Source organism: Stutzerimonas kirkiae (assembly GCF_004327335.1).
Classification (GTDB): Bacteria; Pseudomonadota; Gammaproteobacteria; order Pseudomonadales; family Pseudomonadaceae; genus Stutzerimonas; species Stutzerimonas kirkiae.
The window spans coordinates 1-24369 of the sequence record NZ_QJUO01000047.1 but is presented as its reverse complement, the minus strand read 5'-3'; the positions used below and the strand labels follow the sequence as shown (position 1 = coordinate 24369).

The window sequence follows — 24369 nt, the reverse complement described above, 5'->3', positions numbered from 1 at the left end:
GGACGGGCCATCAGTAGTCTCCAGTATCGAGACAATCGGACAGGTTGTCAAGTGACAACTTGGCCTCATCGGAATTGGCCCGCGCATCGCGCGGCTCGACCATCAGGAGGTTCAGATTTCCAGGTTTTCGAGCACTCAAAGTGATCTTTTCCTCGAAGAAATGAACTTGGCCCGATCCGTCAAAGGCCGATCCAAGGCACATCATGATGCGGCCCTCCTATACGATCGCGCTCAGCGCCGGCACGACCACATCTCTCGGCACCAGCTTCGGCACGTAGGTCTGTCCGCCGCCCCAAGCTTCGACCAGGTTGGCCCACTCTTGCAGCATGTGGCGCCGTTGCTCGGCGTATTCGGCCTTGTTGTAGACCGAGCGCGAGGAACGTCCGTCCTCGTGCGCCAAGCACTTCTCGATCCAGTCGCGGTTGAAGCCGATTTCGTTCAACAGCGTCGAGCCGGTGCGGCGCAGGTCATGGACGGTGAACGGTTGCAGAGGCAGTCCTTTGGCTTTCGCGGCCTCTACCACGAGCTGTGTGACCCGATTCAAAGTCGCATTGGACATGCACCGCTCGGCATCGTAACGAGACGGGAAGACGAACCTTGAACCCGCCGCGCAAGCGTGCAACGTGACGAAGATGTCGAGCGCCTGACTCGACAGGTAAACCACATGTGGGTTGCGCCCCTTCATCCGCTGCTTCGGAATCGTCCAAGTCTCGCGCTCGAAGTTGACCTCATCCCAGGTGGCCTGGATCAGTTCGCTCTTTCGCACCAGCGTCAGCAGAATCAGGCGCAACGCGAGCCTGATCGTCGGATAGGTCGCCACCAATTCCAGGTGCTGAATCACCAGCCGGATTTCCAGCGGCGACAAGGCGCGATCCTTGGGCACGAAGGTGGCGATCGAGGAGGCTCTCACGCTTTCCGCAGGATTCTCTACCTTCTCGCCGTGAGCGATGGCGTAGACATAGACTTGCTTCACGATGTCGCGAATCTGGACGGCCGTGGCCGGCGCCCCACGCTCCTTGACCTTATTGCACAAGGCTCGCAGGTCCTCGGCCTGGATCTCGGTCAGCAGGCGATTGCGGAACACCGGCAGAATGTCCCGGTCGATGATGTGCTTGCGCATGGCGCGGGTGCTGTCGGCCAACCGTGCATTGGCCAGCCATGCTTCCATCGCCGCGCCGAAAGTCTTGATGGCGACCACCCGCCGCTTTTCGCGCTGCTTTTCAAGCGCGGGGGATATGCCTGCCTGAACGGATTTGCGCGCCTCCAGGAGTAGTTCACGCGCCATCGCCAGCGAGATACCACCCGGGCCATAGCGTCCCAGGGTCAGCGTCTCGCGGCGGCCGTGGAGCCGGTAGTCGTAGCGGAAGGTGACGGTACCGCTGGGCGATACCGTCACATACATCCCGTCTCGGTCAGAAGCCTTATAAATCTTGGACTTAGGCTTCAGATTTCGCAGTGCAGCGTCGGTCAGCATCGAGGTTTTCCTCCGGTTTTTCGACGGCTTTTACCGTCAGGGACCTGGAGGCCTGCTGATGCTCGGAAAGCCGCGTAAAACAAGCTTTCCCGAGAAGATTTTTACCGTCAAAGACGGTAAAAGTCTCAATAGTGAACGAGAGTGTCTTAATCCGGCCTCGATTCTTACCGCCAGCGCCACCGTCAACTTGTTTTGCTAGCCGGCGATAGCCACCGATAGATGTCGTGACGCATTTACCTATTAAATTAACACGTTACGACGTTTTTTCGATAGCTGGCGATAGTCCTCGAAGGACGTCAAATCACTCCCACTCGATCGTCGCCGGCGGCTTGCTCGATACGTCATAGGTGACGCGGGAGATGCCTTCGATCTCGTTGATGATGCGGTTGGAGACTTTCTCCAGCAGTTCGTACGGCAGGTGCGCCCAGCGTGCGGTCATGAAGTCGATGGTTTCCACCGCCCGCAACGCCACGACCCAGGCGTAGCGGCGGCCATCGCCGACCACGCCGACCGACTTGACCGGCTGGAACACCACGAAGGCCTGGCTGGTCTTGTGGTACCAGTCGAAGTTGTGCAGTTCCTCGATGAAGATATGGTCGGCCTCGCGCAACAGGTCGGCGTATTCCTTCTTCACTTCGCCGAGGATGCGCACACCCAGGCCCGGCCCCGGGAACGGGTGGCGGTAGACCATGTCGTAGGGCAGGCCCAGCTCCAGGCCGAGCTTGCGTACCTCGTCCTTGAACAGCTCGCGCAGCGGCTCGACCAGCTTGAGCTTCATGTCCTCGGGCAGGCCGCCGACGTTGTGGTGGGACTTGATCACATGGGCCTTGCCGGTCTTGGCGCCGGCCGACTCGATCACGTCCGGGTAGATGGTGCCCTGGGCGAGGAACTGGATATTGTCCAGTTTCGACGACTCCTCATCGAACACTTCGATAAAGGTACGGCCGATGATCTTGCGCTTCTGTTCGGGATCGTCGACACCGGCCAGGCGCGAGAGGAACTTCTCCTCGGCATCGGCGCGGATCACCTTGACGCCCATGTTCTCGGCGAACATGGCCATCACCTGGTCACCTTCGTGCAGGCGCAGCAGGCCGTTGTCGACGAACACGCAGGTCAGTTGCTCGCCGATGGCGCGGTGCAGCAGCGCCGCCACCACGGACGAATCGACACCGCCGGAAAGGCCCAGCAGCACATTGGCATCGCCCACCTGTTCGCGAACCTGGCGGATGGCGTCTTCGACGATATTAGAGGCGGTCCACAGCGCCTGGCAGCCGCAGATATCGAGGATGAAGCGCGAGAGGATGCGGCCGCCCTGCTTAGTATGGGTCACTTCCGGGTGGAACTGCACCCCATAGTAGCCACGCGCGTCATCGGCCATGGCGGCGATCGGGCAGCTCGGCGTGCTGGCCAGCACGCTGAAGCCCGGCGCCAGCTCAGTGACCTTGTCGCCATGGCTCATCCACACATCGAGGCCGAACACGCCATCGGCGTCCACGTGGTCCTCGATGCCGTCGAGCAGGCGCGACTTGCCGACCACATCGACCCGGGCGTAACCGAACTCGCGCACATCGGAGCCCTGCACCTTGCCGCCGAGCTGCTCGGACATGGTCTGCATGCCGTAGCAGATGCCCAGCAGCGGTACGCCGAGGTCGAACACCGCCTGCGGCGCGCGCGGGCTACCCGCCAGGTGCACCGACTCCGGGCCGCCGGCGAGGATGATGCCGCGCGGGGCGAAGGCGCGGATGGCCTCGTCGCTCATATCGAACGGGTGCAGTTCGCAATAGACGCCGATCTCGCGCACACGGCGGGCGATCAACTGGGTGTACTGGGAGCCGAAGTCGAGGATCAGGATGCGGTGGGCGTGGATGTCGGGATGAGCCATTTTTTCTTCACCTGGATTAAATGGCTGAAGGCTGAAGGCTGAAGGCTGAACGAAAAAGCATGCTCGTCCAGCCTCCAGCCTCCAGCCTCCAGCGAATAGTTCGGTCAGCCAACGCGGTAGTTCGGGGCTTCCTTGGTGATCTGCACATCATGCACATGGGACTCGGCCATGCCGGCGCCGGTGATGCGCACGAACTGCGGCCTGCTGCGCATATCGTCGATGGTGGCGCTGCCGGTGTAGCCCATGGAGGAACGCAGGCCGCCCATCAACTGGTGGATGATCGCCGACAGCGACCCCTTGTATGGCACACGGCCTTCGATACCTTCCGGCACCAGCTTCTCGGCGCCTGCCGAGGAATCCTGGAAATAACGGTCGGAAGAGCCCTGGGCCTGGGCCATGGCGCCCAGCGAGCCCATGCCACGGTAGGCCTTGTAGGAGCGCCCCTGGAACAGCTCGATCTCGCCCGGCGCTTCTTCGGTACCGGCGAACATCGAGCCCATCATCACCGCATTGGCGCCAGCGACGATGGCCTTGGACAGGTCACCGGAGAAACGGATGCCGCCGTCGGCGATCATCGGCACGCCACTGTCCTTGAGGGCCGCGGCGACATTGGCGATGGCGGATATCTGCGGCACGCCGACACCGGCGACGATGCGCGTGGTGCAGATCGAGCCCGGGCCGATACCGACCTTGACCGCGTCGGCCCCGGCCTCGACCAGGTCCAGCGCCGCTTCGGCGGTGGCGATATTGCCGCCGATCACCTGCACCTGCGGGAAGTTCTCCTTGACCCAGCGCACCCGCTCGATCACGCCACGGGAATGGCCGTGGGCAGTGTCCACCACCACCACGTCGACGCCAGCGGCCACCAGTGCTTCGACCCGCTCGGCGGTATCGGCGCCGGTACCGACCGCCGCACCGACGCGCAGGCGGCCCTGCTCGTCCTTGGAGGCCAGCGGGTAGATCTTGGCCTTCTCGATATCGCGGAAGGTCACCAGGCCACGCAGGTTGAAGCTACGGTCGACCACCAGCATCTTCTCGATGCGGTGCTCGTAGAGCTTGGTCTTGATTTCCTCCAGGCCGGTGCCTTCCTCGACGGTGACCAGCTTGTCCTTGGGCGTCATGATCGCCGCCACCGAGTCGCCGCGATTGGGTGTGAAGCGCAGGTCGCGGCCGGTGACGATGCCCACCAGTTCGCGCCCCGACACCACCGGAAAGCCGGAGAAGCCCAGCTCGGCGGCCTTGCGCAGCAGGTCGCTGATCTTGGTTTCCGGGGTGACAGTGACCGGGTCGTGGACGATGGCCGTTTCATGGCGCTTGACCTTGCGCACCTCGGCGGCCTGCTGCTCGACGGTCATGTTCTTGTGGATGATGCCGATGCCGCCTTCCTGGGCCATGGCAATCGCCAGACGCGCTTCGGTCACGGTATCCATCGCTGCGGAAACCAGCGGGATATTCAGCTCGATGCCACGGGTCAGACGGGTCTTCAGGCTGACATCCTTGGGCAGCACCTCGGAATAACCGGGGATCAGGAGGACATCGTCGAAAGTCAGGGCTTCTTGGCTGATACGCAGCATGGCGGGAGCTCCCAGGCGGGAAAAAGGAAGCGCGGCATTATACCCATGAGAGGCACAAGCTCCAAGACATTAACGCCTGGCCCGGAGCGATCACGCCATGCACCGCGAAGGGCCGTAGAAGGGCGCTGGAAGGCTAGAGGCTGAACGAAAGATCCCGCTGTCGTTCAGCCTCCAGCGCCTTTCCCGAAGCACCAGCCGCTATTCGACCGTTACCAGACGCACGGCGAAGCCCAGCCGCTCCGCGCAGGCGGCGACGAAATTCTCGCGCAGGCCGGCGGCCGCGCAGCCCTCGAAGATCAACCCGAGGTCGGAAAAACCACAGGGCTGTGGAAACAGGAAACCATTGATATCGTCCTCGAAGGCGCATTCGGGGCAGGTGAAATTGTCGGTATGGCCCGGCATCCACTCTTCCAGGCTCTCGAACAGCGCCTCGCCGATTTCCCGGCGACACTCGGGGCAGCCGGCTTCCCCGAGGAAGCCGCGCTCGGGGGTGTAGATGCAACGATCCAGAACGATGCGTAACCCACGCGTCGCATCTTCCAGCCGCCCCGGATGCGCCAGCGCCACAGAAACTCCAGCGGAAAACGGATAGCGCAGGCCATGGCGGTCGGGCACCGGCACCACTGCCACGATATCCCGCTGCAACAACCAGCGCAGCAGCAGCCTGGCCGAGGCCTCGCGGCCGGGGAAGCTGGAAATCTGTGGCACGAGAATCAGCCGGCCACTCATGAACACACCTCGGACATACTGCTCCCCATTACTGCTGTAACTGCCTGAACGCATGGATCGAAGTCTAGCAGGCCATGCGCCATCCCCGCCTCAGCGGCAGGCCTGCATCGCCCGGCGCCGCGCCAGATAGCGTGCCCGCAGGCAGTCGTAACCCCAGTTGAAGGCCATGGTAAAGGGCAGGAAGAACAGGATCAGGCCGATATCGAGGAAAAACGCCTCCAGCAGGCCGATCGACAACCACCAGGCCGCCAGCGGCACCAACAGGCCGATCAGCCCCAGTTCGAAGAGCAGCGCATGCCCCAGCCGCGCACCCAGGCCACGCTGGAAACCAAAACGCCGCTGGACCTGGTCGAACAGCCAGTTGAACTGCATGTTCCAGAGCATGGCGATGCCGGAAAACATCAGCGTCAGCGCTCCCATGTGCGCCAGCGGCTTGCCCAGCAACCAGGCCAGCAGCGGGGCGGAAACCAGCACCGCCAGCACTTCGAAAGACAGGGCATGCAGCACCCGTTCACCGAGGGTACGTTCGTACAGAGCAGTGGAATGACTCATGGGGAAAACTCGCTATAGGATTCGACAGCCGCTATTCTCATCGACAAAACCGCCGCCAACCAATTATCTACCATCGGTAAAACCGATATGACACTTTCCACGGAATCCCTCCAGGCATTCGCCCACGCCGCCGCCAGCGGCTCCTTCAGTGCAGCCGGCCGTCGCCTTGGCAAAAGCCAGTCGACCATCAGCGAAGCCATCGCACGCCTGGAAATCGACCTGGGCGTCGAACTGTTCGTACGCGGCGCCCGCCAGTTGCAGCTCACCGAGGCCGGGCGCAGCCTGCTGCCGCACGCCGAGGAAGTGCTCACAGCGGGCGACCGCCTGTCGCGCCATGCCGCGCAACTGTCGAGCGGGCTGGAAACCCGCCTGTCGCTGGTCCTGTCCGACGCCTACCAGCCCTACGAAGCCCGCCTGCGGGAACTGGACGAACGCTACCCGGAGCTGGAGTTCGAGTGCATGATCGGCGAACACTCCGATGTGCTCGACCTGGTCAGCCAGGGCCGCGCCCAGCTCGGCCTGCTCGCGGCCCAGGGCGGCTACCCGCCCGATATCGCCCACGCCAGCCTCGCCGTCAGCGCCGAGTTCGGCCTGTTCGTCGCCTGTGACCATCCCCTGGCCGGCTATCCGCAGGTCACCCAGCAGGACCTGAAGGGCTGGCGCGCCCTGCGCCTGAGCAGCGTAGTGGCCAGCGAGACACCCGGCGGCGACCTGCCTGGCGGTGCCGTCCGCTGCTGGTCCGCCCCGGATTATCTGCTGTTGCTGGAAATGGCCGTGCAAGGCTTCGGCTGGGCCGCGTTGCCGCGCCAACTGGTCGCCGGCTACTCCGGCGGGCGATTGTGCGAACTGGCCGTGGCGGGCTGGCCGAAACGCGTCCCGGTGGATGTGGTCTGGTCGCGCCGCCGCGAGCTCGGCCCGGCCTCGAGCTGGCTGCTGGAACGCCTGCTGGCCGGATGACGGGCGGTTCCCGCCGACGCCCGGCCGGCTTATCATGCCTGCATGATCAAAGACCCGTTCCAGCGCCTGAACCTCGATCGCGAGGTGCTCAGCGTCAGCCAGCTCAATAATCGTGCCCGCCTGTTGCTCGAGGATGTCTTCACCGGCATCTGGGTGGAGGGTGAGATATCCAACCTGGCACGCCCCGCCTCCGGGCATGTCTACTTCACCCTCAAGGATAAACAGGCCCAGGTGCGCTGCGCGCTGTTCCGCCAGAACGCCCTGCGGGTACGCCAGGTGCTGCGCGACGGCCTGGCGGTGCGGGTGCGCGCCAAGGTTTCGCTGTTCGAGGGGCGTGGCGATTACCAGTTGATCATCGACACCCTGGAGCCCGCCGGCGATGGAGCCCTGCGCCTGGCCTTCGAGGCGCTGCGCGAGCGCCTGGGCGCGGAAGGCCTGTTCGACGCGGACGGCAAGGCGGCGCTGCCCGCCCACCCGCACCGCATCGGCATCGTCACGTCGCCCAGCGGCGCGGTCATCCGCGACATCATCAGCGTGTTCCGACGCCGCGCCCCCCAGGTCGAGCTGGTCCTGGTACCCACCGCGGTACAAGGGCGCGAAGCCACGGCACAGATCATCCAGGCCCTCGCACTGGCCGACCGGGGCGGCTTCGACGCGCTGATCCTGGCCCGGGGCGGAGGTTCGCTGGAAGACCTCTGGTGCTTCAACGAAGAGGCGGTGGCCCGTGCCATCCATGCCTGCGTCACGCCCATCGTCAGCGCCGTCGGCCATGAAACGGACGTGACCATAGGTGATTTCGTCGCCGATGTGCGCGCCCCGACCCCCTCCGCCGCGGCCGAACTGCTGGCACCGGACAGCCAGGAAATGCACCTGCGCGTGCAAAGCCTGCAACGGCGCCTGCAACTGTCCATGCGTGAACGCCTGCGCCATGAGCGCCTGCGTTTCGACAGCCTGCGCCGGCACCTGCACCATCCCGGCGAGCGCCTGCGCCAGCAGGCACAACGCGTCGACGACCTGGAACTGCGCCTGCGCCAGGCCCTCGAACGCCGGGCCCTGCTGCGCCAGCAACGCCTGGCGCAACTGGCCACCCGCCTGGGTGCGCAACACCCAGGCCGCACGCTGCAATTGCTCGGCCAGCGCCTGCGCAACCTGTCCGAGCGCCTGCCTCGCGGCATGCACGAAGCACTCAGGCATCGCCGCCAGCGCCTGCAAAGCCAGGCGCAGACCCTGCATGCGGTGAGCCCGCTGGCCACCCTCGGCCGCGGCTACTCGATCCTGCTCGACGAGCGCGGCCAGGCTATCCGCGAGGCCGGCGACACCCACCCCGGGCAGTGCCTGACTGCGCGGCTGGCCAGGGGCGAACTGCGGGTGCGGGTCGAAGACAATCATCTGACGCCGATCACCCTGCCACTTCTCGACGAATGACCCCATGCGCCCATTGCTGCTGTTACTTGCCCTCTGCCTGCCCCTGACCGCCACCGCCGAAGGCTTTATCAGCCGCCTGCTCGACAAGCCGTACCCGGGCGGAGTCGCCATACTCGACCTGGGCAACGGCAGCCAGCCGCCCAGGGCCCGCTACCAGGGCAAGCCGGTGCTGGTGATCCGCGAGGATGGCAAGCGCTGGATCGCCATCGTCGGCGTTCCCCTGGGTACCCGTCCCGGCACCCAGCAGTTGGAGGCGGATGGTCGCGACCTTGGCTTCGAGGTTGGCGCGAGGCATTACCGCGAACAACACATCACCCTGAAGAACCAACAGCAGGTCACGCCCGACGCGAAGAACCTGGCCCGCATCGAGCGCGAACTGGCCGAGCAGACCCGCGCCTACCGGCAATTCAGCCCACGCCAGCCGAGCAACCTGTTGTTCGACAAACCGGTCGATGGCCCGTTGTCCAGCCCTTTCGGCCTGCGCCGCTTCTTCAACGGAGAGGAACGCAACCCGCATTCCGGGCTGGACTTCGCCGTCCCGCAGGGCACGCCGGTCAAGGCGCCGGCCGCCGGCAAGGTGATTCTGCTGGGGGATTATTTCTTCAATGGCAGGACGGTATTCGTCGACCACGGCCAGGGGCTGATCAGCATGTTCTGCCACCTGTCACGGATCGACGTGAAGCTCGGCGACGAACTGCCGCGCGGTGCCGTCATCGGCAGGGTCGGTGCCACGGGCCGCGCCACCGGGCCGCACCTGCACTGGAATGTCAGCCTGAACGACGCACGAGTGGACCCGGCGATCTTCATCGGCGCCTTCAAGCATTGAGGCCGGAGCGTTTCAGCGTATTCGAAGGATGCCCAGGGGCTGCTGCCGGAAGCTGGAAGCGGAATCCGCACGGTGTGCGCCATGCGCACCGGGGGGATTCCGCAGCAGGCCTTACCAACCGATACCGAAGCCGATGGTATAGCGCGTCTCGTCCAGATCGTTCTGGGCGCCGCTGACGATATCCTTCTCGGCCTTCATGTTCAGCGAAGCCCAGTCGGTGACCTTGTAGCGCAGGCCCAGGGTCGCATCCAGGGTGTACTCGGCGACGTTGCTCAACGGCTTGCCCGCCTCGCCGGTACTGAACAGCTCGACGCTCTTGCCCAGCAGGTAGCGGTTGTAATTCCACTTCAGTGCCGCCGAGTAGAAGTTTTCCTTGTTGTCATTGGCGAACAGGTAGTCGCTGCGGTTGATCAGCGATGCCAGGGAGAAAGCGCCCAGTTCGTTGTCCCAGAACTGGTAGCCAGGGCCAGTACCCAGCATGCGCTGGCGCCTGACATCCTCGATCTTGTCGCGCTTGTAGCTCAGGCGCCCCTGCCAGAACCAGTGTTCGTCGATAAAATGGTCCAGCGCGTACTCGGCGTCCCAGTTATCGGTGGCCGTCACGTCGTTCTTGTATTCGCGGTTGTAGTTGGCCTTGCCATTGTGGCGCCACAGGCCATGCCGCGCCGTGGTGTCGAAGGACACGTCATAGTCGTCGGTATCGTTCTCGGCACGCTTGTAATCCAGGGCGACACCGACATTACCCTTCCAGGTGAAATCCTGGATCAGCGGCCGGGGCGGCATGATCTGGGAAATGCTCGCCAGTTCCACCGTCTTCGGCGCCTCGCCATTGGCCAGGGTCACCTGCCCTTCTCCCGCCGGTTGCAGTGACTTGGCCACGTCTCCAGCGACATCGCCCTGCTTGACCAGCAGTTGCCGCTCGCTTTCGAGGGTCGCCACATCACTCCATTTCAGAGCGATGGAGCCACCGTAGTCGGTTTCTATCAACAACTTGCCGCCATCGAGCACGGTGATCTTGCCCGACAGGCGGTCACCATTCTTCATCCACACGGTATCGGCCTGGGATGGCAGGGAAAGCGCACATAGCGCCACACACAGCAGGGATCGGGAAAACATAAGTGTCCGGACATCTACATATAGAACAGGGAATGGCATTATCCGCATGCCAGGCAGCACGGCAACATCTGTCTGCTGAACGGGTTCCGGCCTCATCGCCACAGGAGCAAGGCATGCCCCCCGAGCCAACCTCGAACGACACCCAAGACCCTCGCCGCAGCGCCGTCTATCTGGTGCTGGCCCAGGTGCCCCATGGCCATGTGGTGAGCTATGGGCAAGTGGCGGCAATGGCCGGCCTCGGCCGCGCGGCCCGCTGGGTCGGGCGCCTGCTGGCGCGCCTGCCGGACGACAGCGGCCTGCCCTGGCACCGCGTGATCGCCGCCAGCGGACGCCTCAGCCTGCCGGAAGGCAGCGCCTCGGGGCAGGAGCAGCGCGCTCGCCTGCGCGCCGAGGGCATCGGCATTCACAACGGCAAAGTGGACATGCGTCGGCACGGCTGGCATTTGCCCGAGCACAGCGGTTAGAGTGCGCGCTTTACGCACGCTTCCGAACATACCCTATGCCCCGTGAAACCTGGCGCGATGCCATTGCCGCCTATGCCAGCCCCGCGACCCTGGCCCTGCTGCTGCTGGGCTTCGCCGCAGGCCTGCCCGCGATACTGGTGTTCTCCACCCTGTCGGTCTGGCTGCGCGAGGCCGGCGTCTCGCGCGAGACCATAGGCTTCGCCAGTTGGATCAGCCTGGCCTATGCCTTCAAGTGGGTCTGGTCACCCATGCTCGACCAGTGGCGCCTACCCTGGATCGGCCGGTTGGGCAAGCGCCGCTCCTGGCTGGTGCTGTCGCAGTCGCTGATCGCCCTAGGCCTGGTCGGCATGGCCCTGTGCAACCCGCAGCACAACCTCGGCCTGCTGATCGCCCTGGCAGTGGTGGTGGCCTTCTCCTCCGCGACCCAGGACATCGCCATCGACGCCTACCGCCTGGAAATCGCCGAGCAGAAGCTGCAGGCCACCCTGGCCGCCAGCTATATGACCGGCTACCGCATCGCCATGCTACTGGCCAGTGCCGGCGCGCTGTTCCTCGCCGAATGGCTCGGCTCGAGCAATCTCGAATACAACCAGGCCGCCTGGAGCACCACCTACCTGCTGTTCGCCCTGCTGATCCTGCCCGGCCTGCTGACCAGCCTGCTGATCCCGGAGCCGCCCGCCGCCATCCCCTTGTCCAACGAGCCCTCGTGCTACAGCTTCAACCATCAGTTCGCCGCGGTCGGTCTGCTGCTGGTGCTGCTGATTTCCATACCGGCGATGATCAACGCGCTGATCGCCCAGGCCTGGCCACGCGCGCTGCTCTACGCACTCTTCATCCTAGGTTCGCTCTCGCCGATGGGGCGCACGCTGCTGGTTCCGGTACGGCGCATGCTCGGCGAGGCCGCACGCCGCCAGCGGCCGGAACGCTTCGATTTCGTGCACCAGGCCGTCTCGGTGCTGGTATTGATCATCCTGATGGTGTCCAGCACCGGCATGTGCCAATCCTACTGGGGCGGTTACTGGCCGCGCGGCACCATGTACCTGCTGATCTGCTGGGGCTGCCTGAGCGCGCCGGGGCGCATCCTGATGGGGCCGGTGCTGACGCCGATCACCGATTTCATCCTGCGCTATCGCTGGGAAGCCCTGCTGCTGCTGGGGCTGATCGCCACCTACCGGATGTCGGATACGGTGATGGGCGTGATGGCCAATGTGTTCTATATCGACCAGGGCTTCAGCAAGGACCAGATCGCCAGTGTCAGCAAGCTCTTCGGCCTGGTGATGACGCTGCTGGGGGCGGCCATCGGCGGGCTGCTGATCGTGCGCTTCAGCATCCTGCCGATCCTGTTCATCGGCGGGCTGGCATCGGCGGCGACCAACCTGCTGTTCATGTTGCTGGTGGACATGGGCGCGCACCTGAACATGCTGATCCTGACCATCTCCTTCGATAACTTCAGCGCCGGCCTGGCATCGACCGCCTTCGTCGCCTACCTGTCGAGCCTGACCAACCTGAAATTCTCGGCCACCCAGTACGCCATGCTCAGTTCGCTGATGCTGCTGCTGCCACGCCTGCTCGGCGGCTACTCCGGAGTGATGGTGGAAAAGATCGGCTACAGCGACTTCTTCCTGGTAACCGCCCTCCTTGGCGTACCGACGCTGGTGCTGATCGTCTGGCAATGGTGCCGCACCCGGGCGGATGAAGGCGGACAATCGGCCAGGCGCTGAGCAGCCGAAGCGGAATTCCCAAGGGTGCGCCATGCGCACCGGGCGATGGCATATGCCCGCCGGTGCGCGCGGCGCACCCTTGTATCTCGACTTCAGCCCTGTCAATGGGCAATAGTCCCCGACTGATCATCGGGGGAAGGACTGGGAAGACGTGCGCACCCTTAGGCTTCGAGCCTGCATCGTAGATAGCACTCCCGCCTTCCGCACTCGCTCGAAAAGCTCGAACGGTATCTAGAGTCCACATGCTGTGAGAACTCGCATTCACAAGGCAGGGCCGGGCGCAGTGACGATCATCGTGGATTGAGCGAGGAGTTTTTATGTCCAGCATCGTAGGCATCGACATTGCCAAACACAGTTTCGACATTGCTACCGTGCAAGCCAACGGTAAGTTTCGCACCAAGGCCAAGCTGCCCAACGGCAGTGCCGGTTTCGAACTCTTGCAAGAGTGGCTGAGCAAGCACGCCGCTCCTGATGCCTGGGTTGTGATGGAGGCAACCGGCACCTATCACGAGGCACTGGCCGAGTACCTGTATAGCTTGGGCGGCTACCGGGTCTGCGTGATGAATCCCGCACAGATCGCCTACTACGCCCGCAGCCAACTGCAGCGGGTGAAGACAGACCAGGTCGATGCCAAGCTGATTGCCCTCTACGGCCTGCGCCATGTGGATGAGCTGCGTCTTTGGCAGCCTGAGCCTCAAGCGATCCGTCGCCTGCGGGCGCTGGTCAGGCGTCTGCAAGACCTCAAGGAGATCAAGCAAATGGAGAGCAATCGCCTGGAGGTGGCCGATGACAGCGTACAGGAGTCCATCCGCCTGGTGATCGAGCGTGTGGACGAACAGATCAAAGAGACCCTGAGGGCCATCCGGAACCATATCGACAACGACCCAGACCTGCGCAACAGACGTGATCTGCTGGAAGGTATCGATGGGATCGGAGAGCTGACGGCGGCCCTGCTCATGGCGGAGCTGGGCGATCCGGTGCAGTTCAAGGATGCGGGCGCCATTACCGCCTTTGCAGGCTTGAACCCGAGGTTACAGGACTCGGGCAAGTACAAGGGGCATGTGCGCATCTCACGGGTAGGCTCAGCGCGTTTACGGGCAGGGCTTTATATGCCGGCCCTCGTCGCCATCACTTACAATCCTGCGGTCAACGCTTTGGCACAGCGCTTACGCGAACGAGGTAAGACCGGTAAACAGATCATCTGCGCGGCGATGCGCAAGCTCCTGTGCATCGTTTATGGCGTGCTGAAATCCGGTGTGCCCTTTAACCCCGAATTGGCACTTGCTCGGTGAGGGCCAAGACGGTATCTACCCGATCGCGCCTGCGCACAGTCAGTCGCGGAAATTGTTGAACTGCAGCGGCATGCCGAACTCCTTGGCACGCAGCGAGGCGATCGCCTCCTGCAAGTCGTCGCGCTTCTTGCCGGTCACCCGCACCTGCTCGCCTTGTATCGCGGCCTGGACCTTGAGCTTCGATTCCTTGATATGGGCGACGATCTTCTTCGCCAGCTCCTTGTCGATGCCCTCGCGCAGAATGACTTCCTGCTTGACCACCTTGCCGGAAGCGTAGGCGTCCTTGAATTCCAGGCACTGGATATCGATCTTGCGCTTGACCAGGCTCAGTTTGAGAATCTCCAGCATCTGCTCCAGTTGGAAATCCGCGTCGGCGGTCAGTTGCACGGTCAGTTCCTTGAACTCGAAGCTGCCTTTTCCACGTAGATCGTAGCGACGCTCCAGCTCCTTGGCAGCGTTGTCGACCGCATTGGTGACTTCGTGTTTATCCAGTTCGGACACAACGTCGAACGAGGGCATGAAACTTCTCCTTAGGCAATGAGGCGTTATGCAATGGCGCGGTCGGGCACATCGGCGCGGCGCCGGCTTGACGATATGAAAGCGCCGTCATTATAACTGCTCGACCCGGCCATTCCTCACTGCCGATCCGGGCCGGAGCCTAAAGAAATGGCAAGCGCAGCCATACTGCATATTCTCGGCGCCGGTAGCCTCGGCAGCCTCTGGGCCACTCGCCTGCACCGCAGCGGACAGGCGCCGAGGCTGATCCTGCGCTCGCCCGAACGCCTGGTCGCCTACCGCACGGCGGGCGGCCTGACACTGAGCGAGAACGGCCAGCAGCAGTGCTACCCGATTGCCGCCGAACTGGCCGACGCCGTCACGCCTATCCACCGGCTGCTGGTGGCCTGCAAGGCCTACGACGCTGAAACGGCCATCGCCAGCCTGGCCGGGCGGCTGGCACCCGCCTGCGACATGCTCCTGCTGCAGAACGGCCTGGGCAGCCAGCAGGCCATCGCCGCACGCTGGCCAGAGGCCCGCACGATCTGCGTATCCAGCACGGAAGGCGCTTACCGCGGCGATGATTTCCAGGTGCTGTTCGCCGGCCAGGGGCATAACTGGCTGGGCTCGCCCGACCAGGGCCAGCCCCCCGACTGGCTGCACGACAGCCTGGGCCGTGCCGGCATTCCCCATACCTGGAGCCAGGATATCCTGCCGCGCCTGTGGCACAAACTGGCGGTGAATTGCGCCATCAATCCACTGACGGTGCTGCATGAATGCCGCAACGGCGGCCTGCTGCGGCACCGCCAGGAAGTGCTGGGCCTCTGTCATGAACTCGGCCAGCTACTGGCCGCCAATGCTCATGCCGAAGCGACACGGACATTGCCGGAAGATGTTCTGCGCATTCTCTCGAACACCGCCGGGAACTACTCGTCCATGTATCAGGACGTACACAATGGACGCAGGACCGAAATCGGCTATCTGCTCGGCTATGCCTGCCAACGGGCACGACAGCAGGGATTGCACCTGCCCGGCCTGCAGAGACTGCACCATGCGTTAAAGGAACACCTGCGCCGGCACGGATTGCCCAGCGACTGAGGCAGGGCTACCCTGCATCCATCTCTTGCAGCCCGAATCCCGCCATGACCCTGCGCCAGCGCATCGAAAACCTGCCGGTAGGGCGCAAGCTGCTGCTTGCCCTGCTGGTCCTGCTCGCCGCCGTAATGCTGATTTCCAACCTGATGTTCATCAGCGCCGCCTACTGGATCTCCCGCCAGAGCGTCGCGCCACAGGCCATGCAGACGCTCGGCTCACTGCTGTCCAGCCGCGAACTGAGCGAGAAGGCGCTCTCTTCGGCAGAGCAGGCACAGCAGTTGCTCGCCCATCTGGAACACTACGCCCCCCTGCGTGCGGCCATCATCTACGACAGCGAAGGCCAGGCCCTGGCGCAGTTGCAGCGTGGCGAACGCCTGGGCTTGCCCGAGCACCTCGGACAGTTGCCAGCCTGGCTCCAGGGCGAACTACGCGCCACGCACCTGGTAGAACTGCCACAGGCCAGCGGAGCCCCCGGCCATCTGCTGCTGGTGGCCAGCAGCGAGTTGCCGGTCGCCTTCTATAGCGGAACGCTGACCGCCAGCGCCGGCATACTGTTGTTCAGCCTGCTGCTCTGGATACTGGTCGCCCGGCAGGTGCGGCGGCTGATCACCCAGCCGATCCGCGACCTCGAATCCCTGTCGCACCAGGTCACCCGGGAAGAAAACTACGCCCTGCGTGCCAGTGTCGCCAGCCGCGACGAAATCGGCCGCCTGGGCGAAGCGTTCAATACCATGCTGTCGCGCATGCAGGCCCGCGAGCAGCAACTCAAGCGTGCCCGCAACGATGCCCAGGAAGCCTTCGATCGCGCCCAGGGCATGACCGAACAGACCCGCAGCTCGAACCGCCGGCTCGAAGAGCAGATCCGCGTGCGCAGCCAGATCGAACACAAGCTCACGCGCTTCCAGCTCTACCTCAAGAACATCATCGACTCCATGCCCTCGGTGCTGATCACCCTGGACGAGAACCTCCGCGTCAACCAGTGGAACCAGGAAGCCAGCGCGCTTTCCGGGGTCCCCCGCGACCAGGCGCTGAACCGCTCGATCTTCGAAGTGTTCCCCTCCCTCGAACCCTTCCTGCGGCAGATCCGCCGCTCCTCCCAGGAGCAACTGGTCAAGCGCATCGAGCGCGTCACCTGGATGCGCGACCAGGAACCGCACCACTACACCCTGACCCTCTACCCACTGATGGGCGACGAAAACCAGGCCGTGGTTATTCGCATCGACGACATAACCCAGCGCATCGCCATGGAAGAGGTCATGGTGCAGTCGGAGAAGATGCTCTCGGTCGGCGGCCTGGCGGCCGGCATGGCCCATGAAATAAACAACCCGTTGGGAGCGATCCTGCACAATGCGCAGAACATCCGCCGACGACTCTCCGCCGACCTGGAAAAGAACCACGAGGCCGCCCAGCAGGCCGGCATGACCCTGGAAGCGGTCAACCAGTACCTGCGCCTGCGGCAGATTCCCGAGTTGCTCGACGGCATCCAGCAGGCTGGTTCGCGGGCGGCGAAGATCGTCAGCCACATGCTCAGCTTCAGCCGCATGAGCGACCGCAAGCTGGCCGAATGCCCGCTGTCGACCCTGCTCGACCAGGCACTGGAGATCGCCGGCAACGACTACGACCTGATCGAAGGCTTCGACTTCCGCGCCATCCGCATCATCCGCGACTTCGACGGGCGCCTGGAACGCGTGCCCTGCATCGGCAACGAGATGGAGCAGGTGCTGCTCAATCTGTTGAAGAACGCCGCCCAGGCCATCCACCAGAACTGCCCGGTCGGCAGCGGCCAGATCACCCTGCGCACCCGCCTGAACCCACCCTGGGCGGAGATACAAGTGGAAGACAACGGCGGCGGTATTGACGAAAGCATCCGCAAGCGCATCTTCGAACCGTTCTTCACCACCAAGGAAGTCGGCCAGGGCACCGGCCTCGGCCTCTCCGTGTCCTATTTCATCGTCACCAACAATCACAAGGGCCAGATGGAAGTGCAGAGCCGCCCCGGCCAGGGCAGTACCTTCACCATCCGCCTGCCACTGAGTTCATCCGCCGATAATCACGGCACCATCTGAATCCGGAGCAACACATGGGCAATCGCTTGTCGAAAATCTATACCCGTACCGGCGACCGCGGCGAAACCGGCCTGGCCGATGGCCGCCGGGTTCCCAAGGACCATCCGCGCGTGGAAGCCATCGGCGAACTGGACAGCCTCAACAGCCAGCTCGGCCTGTTGCTGGCGGAGCTGGCGGAGGCCCGGGAACGCTGGCCGAGCCTGCAGGAACTGTTCGAAGCGCTCTCGCCCTGCCAACACCGCCTGTTCGACCTTGGCGGCGAACTGGCCATGCCGGACTACCACGCCCTGGCGACAGAGGAAGTCGAGCGTCTGGAACGGCTGATAGACAAATGGAATGCGGAACTCGGCCCCCTCAAGGACTTCATCCTGCCCGGTGGCTCGCGCCTGATCGCCCAGGCCCACTTGTGCCGTAGCCTGGCACGCACCGCGGAGCGCCGCTGCCAGAGCCTCAACGCCCTGGAGCCCCTGCGCCCGGTCGGGCTGGCCTATATCAACAGGCTGTCAGACCTGCTGTTCGTCACGGCCCGCCTGATCGCCCGCCGCCAGGGCCTGCCTGAGGTACTCTGGCAGGCAGCCAGCAAGCCGCATGCATAAGCAAGCTGCAAGCTGCAAGCTGCAAGCTGCAAGCTGATCGCAGGGTGCTGCCAGGCGTAGTGGAAGGCAATAGCAGACATGACGCAAAACGCCCGGACGTTCTCACGTCCGGGCGTTTCAGGTATCGCCGGGAACTTACCCCCGGCGAAAGGCTGATCGCAGCGAGTGCTTAGATCTTGCCAACCAGGTCCAGCGAAGGAGCCAGGGTGGCTGCGCCTTCTTTCCACTTGGCCGGGCAGACTTCGCCCGGGTGAGCGGCGGTGTACTGGGCAGCGGTCAGCTTGCGCAGGGTTTCCGCTACGTCACGGGCGATCTCGTTGGAGTGGATTTCAACGGTCTTGATCACGCCTTCCGGGTTGATGATGAAGGTGCCGCGCAGAGCCAGGCCTTCTTCTTCGATATGCACGCCGAAAGCATGGGTCAGTTGGTGGGTCGGATCGCCGATCAGCGGGAACTGGGCCTTGCCAACGGCCGGGGAGGTTTCGTGCCAGACCTTGTGCGAGAAGTGGGTGTCGGTGGTGACGATATAGACTTCGGCACCGGCTTTCTGGAACGCGGCATAGTTTTCAGCGGCGTCTTCGATCTCGGTCGGGCAGTTGAAGGTGAAGGCAGCCGGCATGAAGATCAGGACCGACCACTTGCCTTTCAGGTCCTGCTCGGTGACTTCGATGAACTTGCCGTTGTGGAAGGCATTGACTTTGAACGGCTGAACTTCGGTATTGATAAGGGACATCGCTGAAACTCCATTCAGTGGTTGAGAAATCTACGGGGCCTACCTTAACCCAACCGAACGCATACGGTTAATTGATTAAGGGAATAAGGATGATTACTTTACTCTATGACTAAATCAATCCGGCCAGAAACCGCGAATCGCCGCGACACCTTGCGCTCCGGCCTGCAAGGCTGGCGGAAGATCGTCGGCCCCAAGCCCCCCCAGCAGGTAGGCGGGATGGTTGAAACCCGCGAGCAGCGTGCTGCTCTTCGCCCACCCCAGTACCGGAGTGCCGGGATGGCTATGGGTAGGTTGTACCGGAGAAAGTGTGACGAAGTCCACCCCCATGAGCGTGGCCAGTTGCAGCTCCTCGGCATCATGGCAGGAAGCGGCCAGCCAGCGCTGCGCGGGGAAAGGCCGGCCATTTCCGGCATACTCGCGCAACTGCCGCGCAGTCAGGTGCCAGCCCGCCGACGGGAAGTCCCCCAGCCACTCCCGCGGCCCCTTGAGCATCAGTTGCGCACGCCCGGCACACAGGCCGACGGCATCCACCGCCATATCCCGATATTGGGCATCGAACATCGCTGGCGCCCGCAACTGCACCAGGCGGATGCCCGCATCCAGGGCCACCTTCAACCCCTTCAGCAACACCTGTGGCTCCAGCCCCTCCGGCGTGATCAGGTAGCGATCCGGCAAACGGGCCGCCGCGATGATCGGCAGATTGGCGGCCGGGAATTGATAATCCGGCAAGTCACGCGCCTGCACCCAGGCCAGCGGCTGCCCCTCGGCACCATGGGCCTCGCCCTCGAACGCACTGACCTCCCACACATCCAGCAGCACCTGCTTGTCCGGGTAGGCGTGTCGCACCTGGATCAGCGGGCGCGCCCGAGTGACGCGGATACCGAGTTCCTCGACCAGCTCACGGGCGAGCGCGGCCTCGACCGACTCGCCCGCCTCCACCTTGCCTCCGGGAAACTCCCAGAGGCCACCCTGGTGCTTGTCCAGAGGGCGCTTGGCGATCAGGATTCGGCCATCGGCGGAGCGAATGACGGCGGCGGCGACGTGGATGCATTTCATCTTTCAGCTCCAAGCCGCAAACTGCAGGCCACAAGCCGCAGCCGGCGCGCGGTAGGCGCTGCAACTTGCAGCTTGCCGCTTGCAGCCCTCAAGTCCGGTATTCGGCGTTGATCTTGACGTACTCATGGGACAGATCGGTGGTCCAGATCGTCTCGCTGGCATCGCCACGCCCCAGCTCGATACGGATGCCGATCTCCTCGCGGGCCATGACTTCGGCGCCCTGGGCCTCGGTATAGCTGGCGGCGCGCGCGCCCTTGCTGGCGATGCACACATCACCGAGGAAAACGTCGATCAGGCCCACATCCAGTTGCGGCACGCCGGCGTAGCCGACAGCGGCGAGGATGCGCCCCCAGTTGGGATCGGAGGCGAACAGCGCGGTCTTGATCAGCGGTGAGTGTGCCACGGCATAGGCCACATCCAGGCACTCCTGGTGATTGCCGCCGCCGTTGACCTGCACCGTGACGAACTTGGTCGCCCCTTCTCCGTCGCGCACGATGGCCTGGGCGATGTCCATGAACACCTCGAAAACCGCCTGGCGAAGCTTGCCGAACAGCTCCCCGGAGGCCTCGGTGATTTCCGGCAGGGCGGCACGTCCGGTGGCGACCAGCATGCAGCAATCATTGGTCGAGGTATCGCCATCGATGGTGATGCGGTTGAACGACTTGTTCGCGGCATCGCGCACCAGGTCCTGCAGCACGGACTGGGCGACCGCGACATCGGTGGCGATATAGCCGAGCATGGTCGCCATGTTCGGGCGGATCATGCCGGCGCCCTTGCTGGTCCCGGTCACTGTGACGGTGACGCCATCGTGGCTGAAGCGCCGGCTGGCGCCCTTGGGCAGGGTGTCGGTGGTCATGATGCCTTCCGCCGCCAGCGCCCAGTTGTCTTCCTTGAGATCGGCCAGCGCGGCCGGCAGTGCCGCTTCGATCTTCTCCACCGGCAATGGCTCGCCAATCACCCCGGTGGAAAACGGCAGCACGGCGCTTTCACTGACACCGGCCAGCTCGGCCAGTCGGGCACAAGCGCTGCGCGCCCGGGCCAGGCCATCGGCACCAGTGCCGGCATTGGCATTGCCGGTATTGGTCAACAGGTAACGCACCTCGCCACCCAGACGCTCGCGGGTAATCAGCACCGGCGCCGCGCAGAAAGCGTTGGTGGTGGTCACACCGGCCACCCGTGCGCCCTCGGCGCAGCGCATGACCACCACATCCTTGCGCCCCGGGCGCTTGATACCGGCGCTGGCGATACCCAGCTCGAAACCGGGAACAGGGTGCAACACAGGAAGAGGGCCAAGACCGACAGCCATGGAAACGCTCCTTCAAATGAACGGTAATAGTGACGAAACCACTGGAGTAAAAACGCCGCGAGGTCATCGCGGCGTAGGGTTCACGATGCCGGCAGGTTATTGCACCTGCCCATGACAATGCTTGTACTTCTTCCCGGAACCGCAAGGGCACAGTTCATTGCGGCCGATCTTCGGTTCGCTGCGGACCGGTACAGGCGCAGCCGCCGGAGCCGCGCCGTCCTCCTGGGCCTCGTCCTGGACCGGATCGAGCGCGGAAACTTCTTCATGCTGGAACTGCATGCGCTGGGCCAGGGCTTCGGCCTCACGGCGCAGGCGAGCCTCTTCCTCGGCCGGGTCTTCACGCTGGACCTGGACATGGGACAGCACACGGATACTGTCGCGCTTGATCGAGTCGAGCAGTTCCTGGAACAGGGTGAAGGACTCGCGCTTGTATTCCTGCTTGGGATTCTTCTGCGCGTAGCCACGCAGGTGGATGCCATGGCGCAGGTGATCCATGGTCGACAGGTGGTCCTTCCACAGGTCGTCCAGCACGCGCAGCACGATCTGCTTCTCGAAGGAGCGCAGGGCCTCGGCCCCGGCCAGTGCCTCCTTCTCGGCGTAATCGGCAAGCAGCGCTTCCAGCACCTTCGCCTGCAGGGCGTTCTCGTCGAGCTTCTGGTCTTCGTCGAGCCACTGTTGCAGCGGCAGGCGGATACCGAAATCGCTGTACAGGACAGCCTCCAGCCCGGCGATATCCCACTGCTCCGGCATCGACTGCGGCGGCATATGGGTATTGATCGCCGCCGTCAGCGCCTCTTCGCGGAACTCAGCGATGGTCTCGCCGATCGACTCGGCGGCCAGCAGGCTGTTGCGCATATGGTAGATGACCTTGCGCTGCTCGTTGGCCACGTCGTCATATTCCAGCAACTGCTTGCGGATATCGAAGTTGCGGCCCTCGACCTTGCGCTGCGCCTTCTCGATGGCATTGGTCACCATACGGTGCTCGATGGCCTCGCCGGCCTCCATGCCCAGCGCCTTCATGAAGTTCTTCACCCGGTCGGAGGCGAAGATGCGCATCAGGTTGTCTTCCAGCGACAGGTAGAAACGGCTCGAGCCGACATCGCCCTGGCGGCCGGAACGACCGCGCAACTGGTTGTCGATACGGCGCGACTCATGGCGCTCGGAGGCGATCACATGCAGGCCGCCGGCTTCAAGCACCTGTTGGTGGCGCTTCTGCCAGTCTGCCTTGATCTGCGCCACCTGTTCCTCGGTAGGGTTTTCCAGGGCGGCCACTTCGACCTCCCAGTTGCCGCCGAGCAGGATGTCGGTACCGCGGCCGGCCATGTTGGTGGCGATGGTCACCACGCCGGGCCGACCGGCCTGGGAGATGATCTCGGCTTCCTTCTCATGGTACTTGGCGTTGAGCACCTTGTGCTCGATGCCTTCCTTCTCCAGCAGGCGGGAAACGTATTCGGACGACTCGATGGTCGCGGTACCGACCAGTACCGGACGGCCCTGGGCCTGGCATTCCTTGATATCGACCACGATGGCGGCGAACTTCTCTTCCTGGGTCAGGTAGACCAGGTCATTGTAGTCCTTGCGCGCCAGCGGCTTGTTGGTCGGGATGACCATCACCGGCAGGTTGTAGATCTGCTGGAACTCGAAGGCCTCGGTATCGGCGGTACCGGTCATGCCGGCCAGCTTGCCGTAGAGGCGGAAGTAGTTCTGGAAGGTGGTGGAAGCCAGGGTCTGGCTTTCCGCCTGGATCGGCACGCCTTCCTTCGCCTCGATCGCCTGATGCAGGCCCTCGGACAGACGGCGACCGGGCATGGTGCGGCCGGTATGCTCGTCGATCAGCAGGACCTGGTCCTTCTGCACGATGTATTCGACGTTGCGGTGGAACAGCTTGTGCGCCCGCAGGCCGGCATAGACATGGGTCAGCAGGCCGAGATTGTGCGCCGAGTAGAGGCTCTCGCCCTCACCCAGCAAGCCGGCCTGGCCCAGCAGTTCCTCGATGAACTGGTGGCCTGCTTCGTTCAACTCGACCTGGCGGGTCTTCTCGTCCACGACGAAATGCCCTTCCTGGGTCACCACGCCCTGCTCTTCCTCGACGTGCTGTTGCAGGCGCGGGATGAGCAGGTTGATCTGCTGGTAGAGCTTGGAGCTGTCTTCGGCCTGGCCGGAGATGATCAGCGGCGTACGCGCCTCGTCGATGAGGATGGAGTCGACTTCGTCGATCACGGCGAAATTCAGTTCACGCTGCTGCTTGTCCGACATACTGAACGCCATGTTGTCGCGCAGGTAGTCGAAACCGAATTCGTTGTTGGTGCCGTAGGTGATGTCGGCGGCATAGGCGGCGCGCTTCTCGGCGGCCGGCTGGAAGGGCATGATGATACCCACGGACAGGCCGAGGAACTCATACAGCGGGCGCATCCAGTTGGCATCGCGGCGGGCCAGGTAATCGTTGACCGTCACCACATGCACGCCCTTGCCGGACAGCGCATTGAGATAGACCGCCAGGGTCGCCACCAGGGTCTTGCCCTCACCGGTGCGCATCTCGGCGATCTTGCCTTCGTGCAGGGTCATGCCGCCGATCAACTGCACATCGAAGTGACGCATACCCATGACCCGCTTGCCCGCCTCGCGGCAGACGGCGAACGCCTCGGGCAGCAACTGATCCAGGGTCTCGCCCTTGCCCAGCCGCGCCTTGAACTCTTCGGTCTTCTCGCGCAGTTGCTCGTCCGACAGGGACAACACCTGCTCTTCCAGCGCATTGATGGACTGGACCGTCTTGAGCATGCGTTTGACTTCACGCTCATTCTTGCTTCCAAAGAGTTTCTTCAATAAAGGCGCAAACATATTGACTGGGACTTCCATTCTCGGGATGGAGACACGCTGGCGCAGCAACGCGACAATGCGTGCAAAGGGGGCATTCTACTCGGAATCGCTTTCGAGGAAAGCAGGCAGGCAGGGTACAGCAGGGCGATCGCATGAAATCCCGCGCCATGGCCGTCGAGGCTGGGGCTGGGGC

Annotated in this window: 21 protein-coding genes; 9 read left to right on the top strand and 12 right to left on the bottom strand. The window is 63.7% G+C overall.

Annotated elements, in window-relative coordinates:
• Positions 1 to 10 precede the first annotated feature (10 nt).
• The 6 genes from DNJ95_RS18120 to DNJ95_RS18095 all read right to left on the bottom strand — a co-directional run bounded on the left by DNJ95_RS18120 (position 11) and on the right by DNJ95_RS18095 (position 6211).
• On the bottom strand, positions 11 to 205 hold the full coding sequence (locus tag DNJ95_RS18120) for a hypothetical protein (protein WP_131186123.1): 195 nt from the start codon (positions 203 to 205) through the stop codon (positions 11 to 13).
• Between the two features lie 12 nt (positions 206 to 217).
• Positions 218 to 1474, bottom strand: a complete 1257-nt coding sequence (locus tag DNJ95_RS18115) for a tyrosine-type recombinase/integrase (protein ID WP_131186122.1) — start codon at positions 1472 to 1474, stop codon at positions 218 to 220.
• 301 nt (positions 1475 to 1775) lie between these two features.
• Positions 1776 to 3356: a glutamine-hydrolyzing GMP synthase gene (gene guaA, locus DNJ95_RS18110; RefSeq protein WP_131186121.1), complete on the bottom strand. Its 1581-nt coding sequence runs from the start codon at positions 3354 to 3356 to the stop codon at positions 1776 to 1778.
• Between the two features lie 104 nt (positions 3357 to 3460).
• Positions 3461 to 4930 carry an IMP dehydrogenase gene (gene guaB / locus DNJ95_RS18105; protein ID WP_131186120.1) on the bottom strand — a complete coding sequence of 490 codons (1470 nt, stop codon included), beginning with the start codon at positions 4928 to 4930 and terminating at the stop codon, positions 3461 to 3463.
• 198 nt (positions 4931 to 5128) lie between these two features.
• Positions 5129 to 5659 carry a sugar ABC transporter ATPase gene (locus tag DNJ95_RS18100; RefSeq protein ID WP_131186119.1) on the bottom strand — a complete coding sequence of 177 codons (531 nt, stop codon included), beginning with the start codon at positions 5657 to 5659 and terminating at the stop codon, positions 5129 to 5131.
• 90 nt (positions 5660 to 5749) lie between these two features.
• Positions 5750 to 6211 carry a multidrug/biocide efflux PACE transporter gene (locus DNJ95_RS18095; protein ID WP_131186118.1) on the bottom strand — a complete coding sequence of 154 codons (462 nt, stop codon included), beginning with the start codon at positions 6209 to 6211 and terminating at the stop codon, positions 5750 to 5752.
• 87 nt (positions 6212 to 6298) lie between these two features.
• Between DNJ95_RS18095 and DNJ95_RS18090 the strand changes: the two genes are divergently transcribed.
• The 3 genes from DNJ95_RS18090 to DNJ95_RS18080 are packed head-to-tail and all read left to right on the top strand — an operon-like array spanning position 6299 to position 9419.
• Entirely contained in the window at positions 6299 to 7168 is an 870-nt protein-coding gene (locus DNJ95_RS18090) for a LysR family transcriptional regulator (RefSeq protein WP_131186117.1), read from the top strand.
• Between the two features lie 42 nt (positions 7169 to 7210).
• Positions 7211 to 8593, top strand: coding sequence for an exodeoxyribonuclease VII large subunit (xseA, locus tag DNJ95_RS18085; protein ID WP_131186116.1), 1383 nt, complete (start codon positions 7211 to 7213; stop codon positions 8591 to 8593).
• Positions 8594 to 8597: 4 nt separating this feature from the next.
• Entirely contained in the window at positions 8598 to 9419 is an 822-nt protein-coding gene (locus DNJ95_RS18080) for a peptidoglycan DD-metalloendopeptidase family protein (protein ID WP_131186115.1), read from the top strand.
• A 111-nt stretch (positions 9420 to 9530) separates the two neighbouring features.
• Here DNJ95_RS18080 and DNJ95_RS18075 read toward each other — a convergent pair whose 3' ends face one another.
• Entirely contained in the window at positions 9531 to 10535 is a 1005-nt protein-coding gene (locus DNJ95_RS18075; RefSeq protein ID WP_131186114.1) for a DUF481 domain-containing protein, read from the bottom strand.
• A 113-nt stretch (positions 10536 to 10648) separates the two neighbouring features.
• Here DNJ95_RS18075 and DNJ95_RS18070 point away from each other — a divergent pair, with 113 nt between their 5' ends.
• From DNJ95_RS18070 to DNJ95_RS18060, 3 genes are all read left to right on the top strand, one after another.
• Positions 10649 to 10999, top strand: a complete 351-nt coding sequence (locus tag DNJ95_RS18070; RefSeq protein WP_131186113.1) for an MGMT family protein — start codon at positions 10649 to 10651, stop codon at positions 10997 to 10999.
• A 35-nt stretch (positions 11000 to 11034) separates the two neighbouring features.
• Positions 11035 to 12720, top strand: coding sequence for an AmpG family muropeptide MFS transporter (locus DNJ95_RS18065; RefSeq protein WP_131186112.1), 1686 nt, complete (start codon positions 11035 to 11037; stop codon positions 12718 to 12720).
• Between the two features lie 317 nt (positions 12721 to 13037).
• Positions 13038 to 14012, top strand: a complete 975-nt coding sequence (locus DNJ95_RS18060; protein WP_131183519.1) for an IS110 family RNA-guided transposase — start codon at positions 13038 to 13040, stop codon at positions 14010 to 14012.
• A gap of 39 nt (positions 14013 to 14051) precedes the next feature.
• Here DNJ95_RS18060 and DNJ95_RS18055 read toward each other — a convergent pair whose 3' ends face one another.
• Positions 14052 to 14531 (bottom strand): YajQ family cyclic di-GMP-binding protein, encoded by a 480-nt coding sequence (locus DNJ95_RS18055; RefSeq protein ID WP_131186111.1) that lies wholly within the window; start codon positions 14529 to 14531, stop codon positions 14052 to 14054.
• A gap of 147 nt (positions 14532 to 14678) precedes the next feature.
• Here DNJ95_RS18055 and DNJ95_RS18050 point away from each other — a divergent pair, with 147 nt between their 5' ends.
• From DNJ95_RS18050 to DNJ95_RS18040, 3 genes are read left to right on the top strand one after another with little or no spacing between them, the layout of a single operon-like run.
• Positions 14679 to 15605 (top strand): putative 2-dehydropantoate 2-reductase, encoded by a 927-nt coding sequence (locus tag DNJ95_RS18050; RefSeq protein WP_131186110.1) that lies wholly within the window; start codon positions 14679 to 14681, stop codon positions 15603 to 15605.
• A 44-nt stretch (positions 15606 to 15649) separates the two neighbouring features.
• Positions 15650 to 17668, top strand: a complete 2019-nt coding sequence (locus tag DNJ95_RS18045) for a HAMP domain-containing sensor histidine kinase (RefSeq protein ID WP_131186109.1) — start codon at positions 15650 to 15652, stop codon at positions 17666 to 17668.
• Between the two features lie 14 nt (positions 17669 to 17682).
• Positions 17683 to 18264, top strand: coding sequence for a cob(I)yrinic acid a,c-diamide adenosyltransferase (locus DNJ95_RS18040; protein ID WP_131186108.1), 582 nt, complete (start codon positions 17683 to 17685; stop codon positions 18262 to 18264).
• A gap of 169 nt (positions 18265 to 18433) precedes the next feature.
• On the opposite strand, the gene ahpC is transcribed toward DNJ95_RS18040, so the two are convergent.
• From ahpC to secA, 4 genes are all read right to left on the bottom strand, one after another.
• The gene (gene ahpC, locus DNJ95_RS18035) at positions 18434 to 18997 is read right to left on the bottom strand and encodes an alkyl hydroperoxide reductase subunit C (RefSeq protein WP_131186107.1); all 564 of its coding nucleotides are present in this window, start codon (positions 18995 to 18997) and stop codon (positions 18434 to 18436) included.
• Positions 18998 to 19111: 114 nt separating this feature from the next.
• A complete protein-coding gene (locus tag DNJ95_RS18030; RefSeq protein ID WP_131186106.1) occupies positions 19112 to 20053 on the bottom strand; it encodes a Nudix family hydrolase in 942 nt (313 codons plus the stop codon).
• An 88-nt stretch (positions 20054 to 20141) separates the two neighbouring features.
• Positions 20142 to 21359 (bottom strand): bifunctional glutamate N-acetyltransferase/amino-acid acetyltransferase ArgJ, encoded by a 1218-nt coding sequence (argJ, locus tag DNJ95_RS18025; RefSeq protein ID WP_131186105.1) that lies wholly within the window; start codon positions 21357 to 21359, stop codon positions 20142 to 20144.
• Positions 21360 to 21455: 96 nt separating this feature from the next.
• Positions 21456 to 24197 carry a preprotein translocase subunit SecA gene (gene secA / locus DNJ95_RS18020; RefSeq protein WP_131186104.1) on the bottom strand — a complete coding sequence of 914 codons (2742 nt, stop codon included), beginning with the start codon at positions 24195 to 24197 and terminating at the stop codon, positions 21456 to 21458.
• Positions 24198 to 24369: the final 172 nt, after the last annotated feature.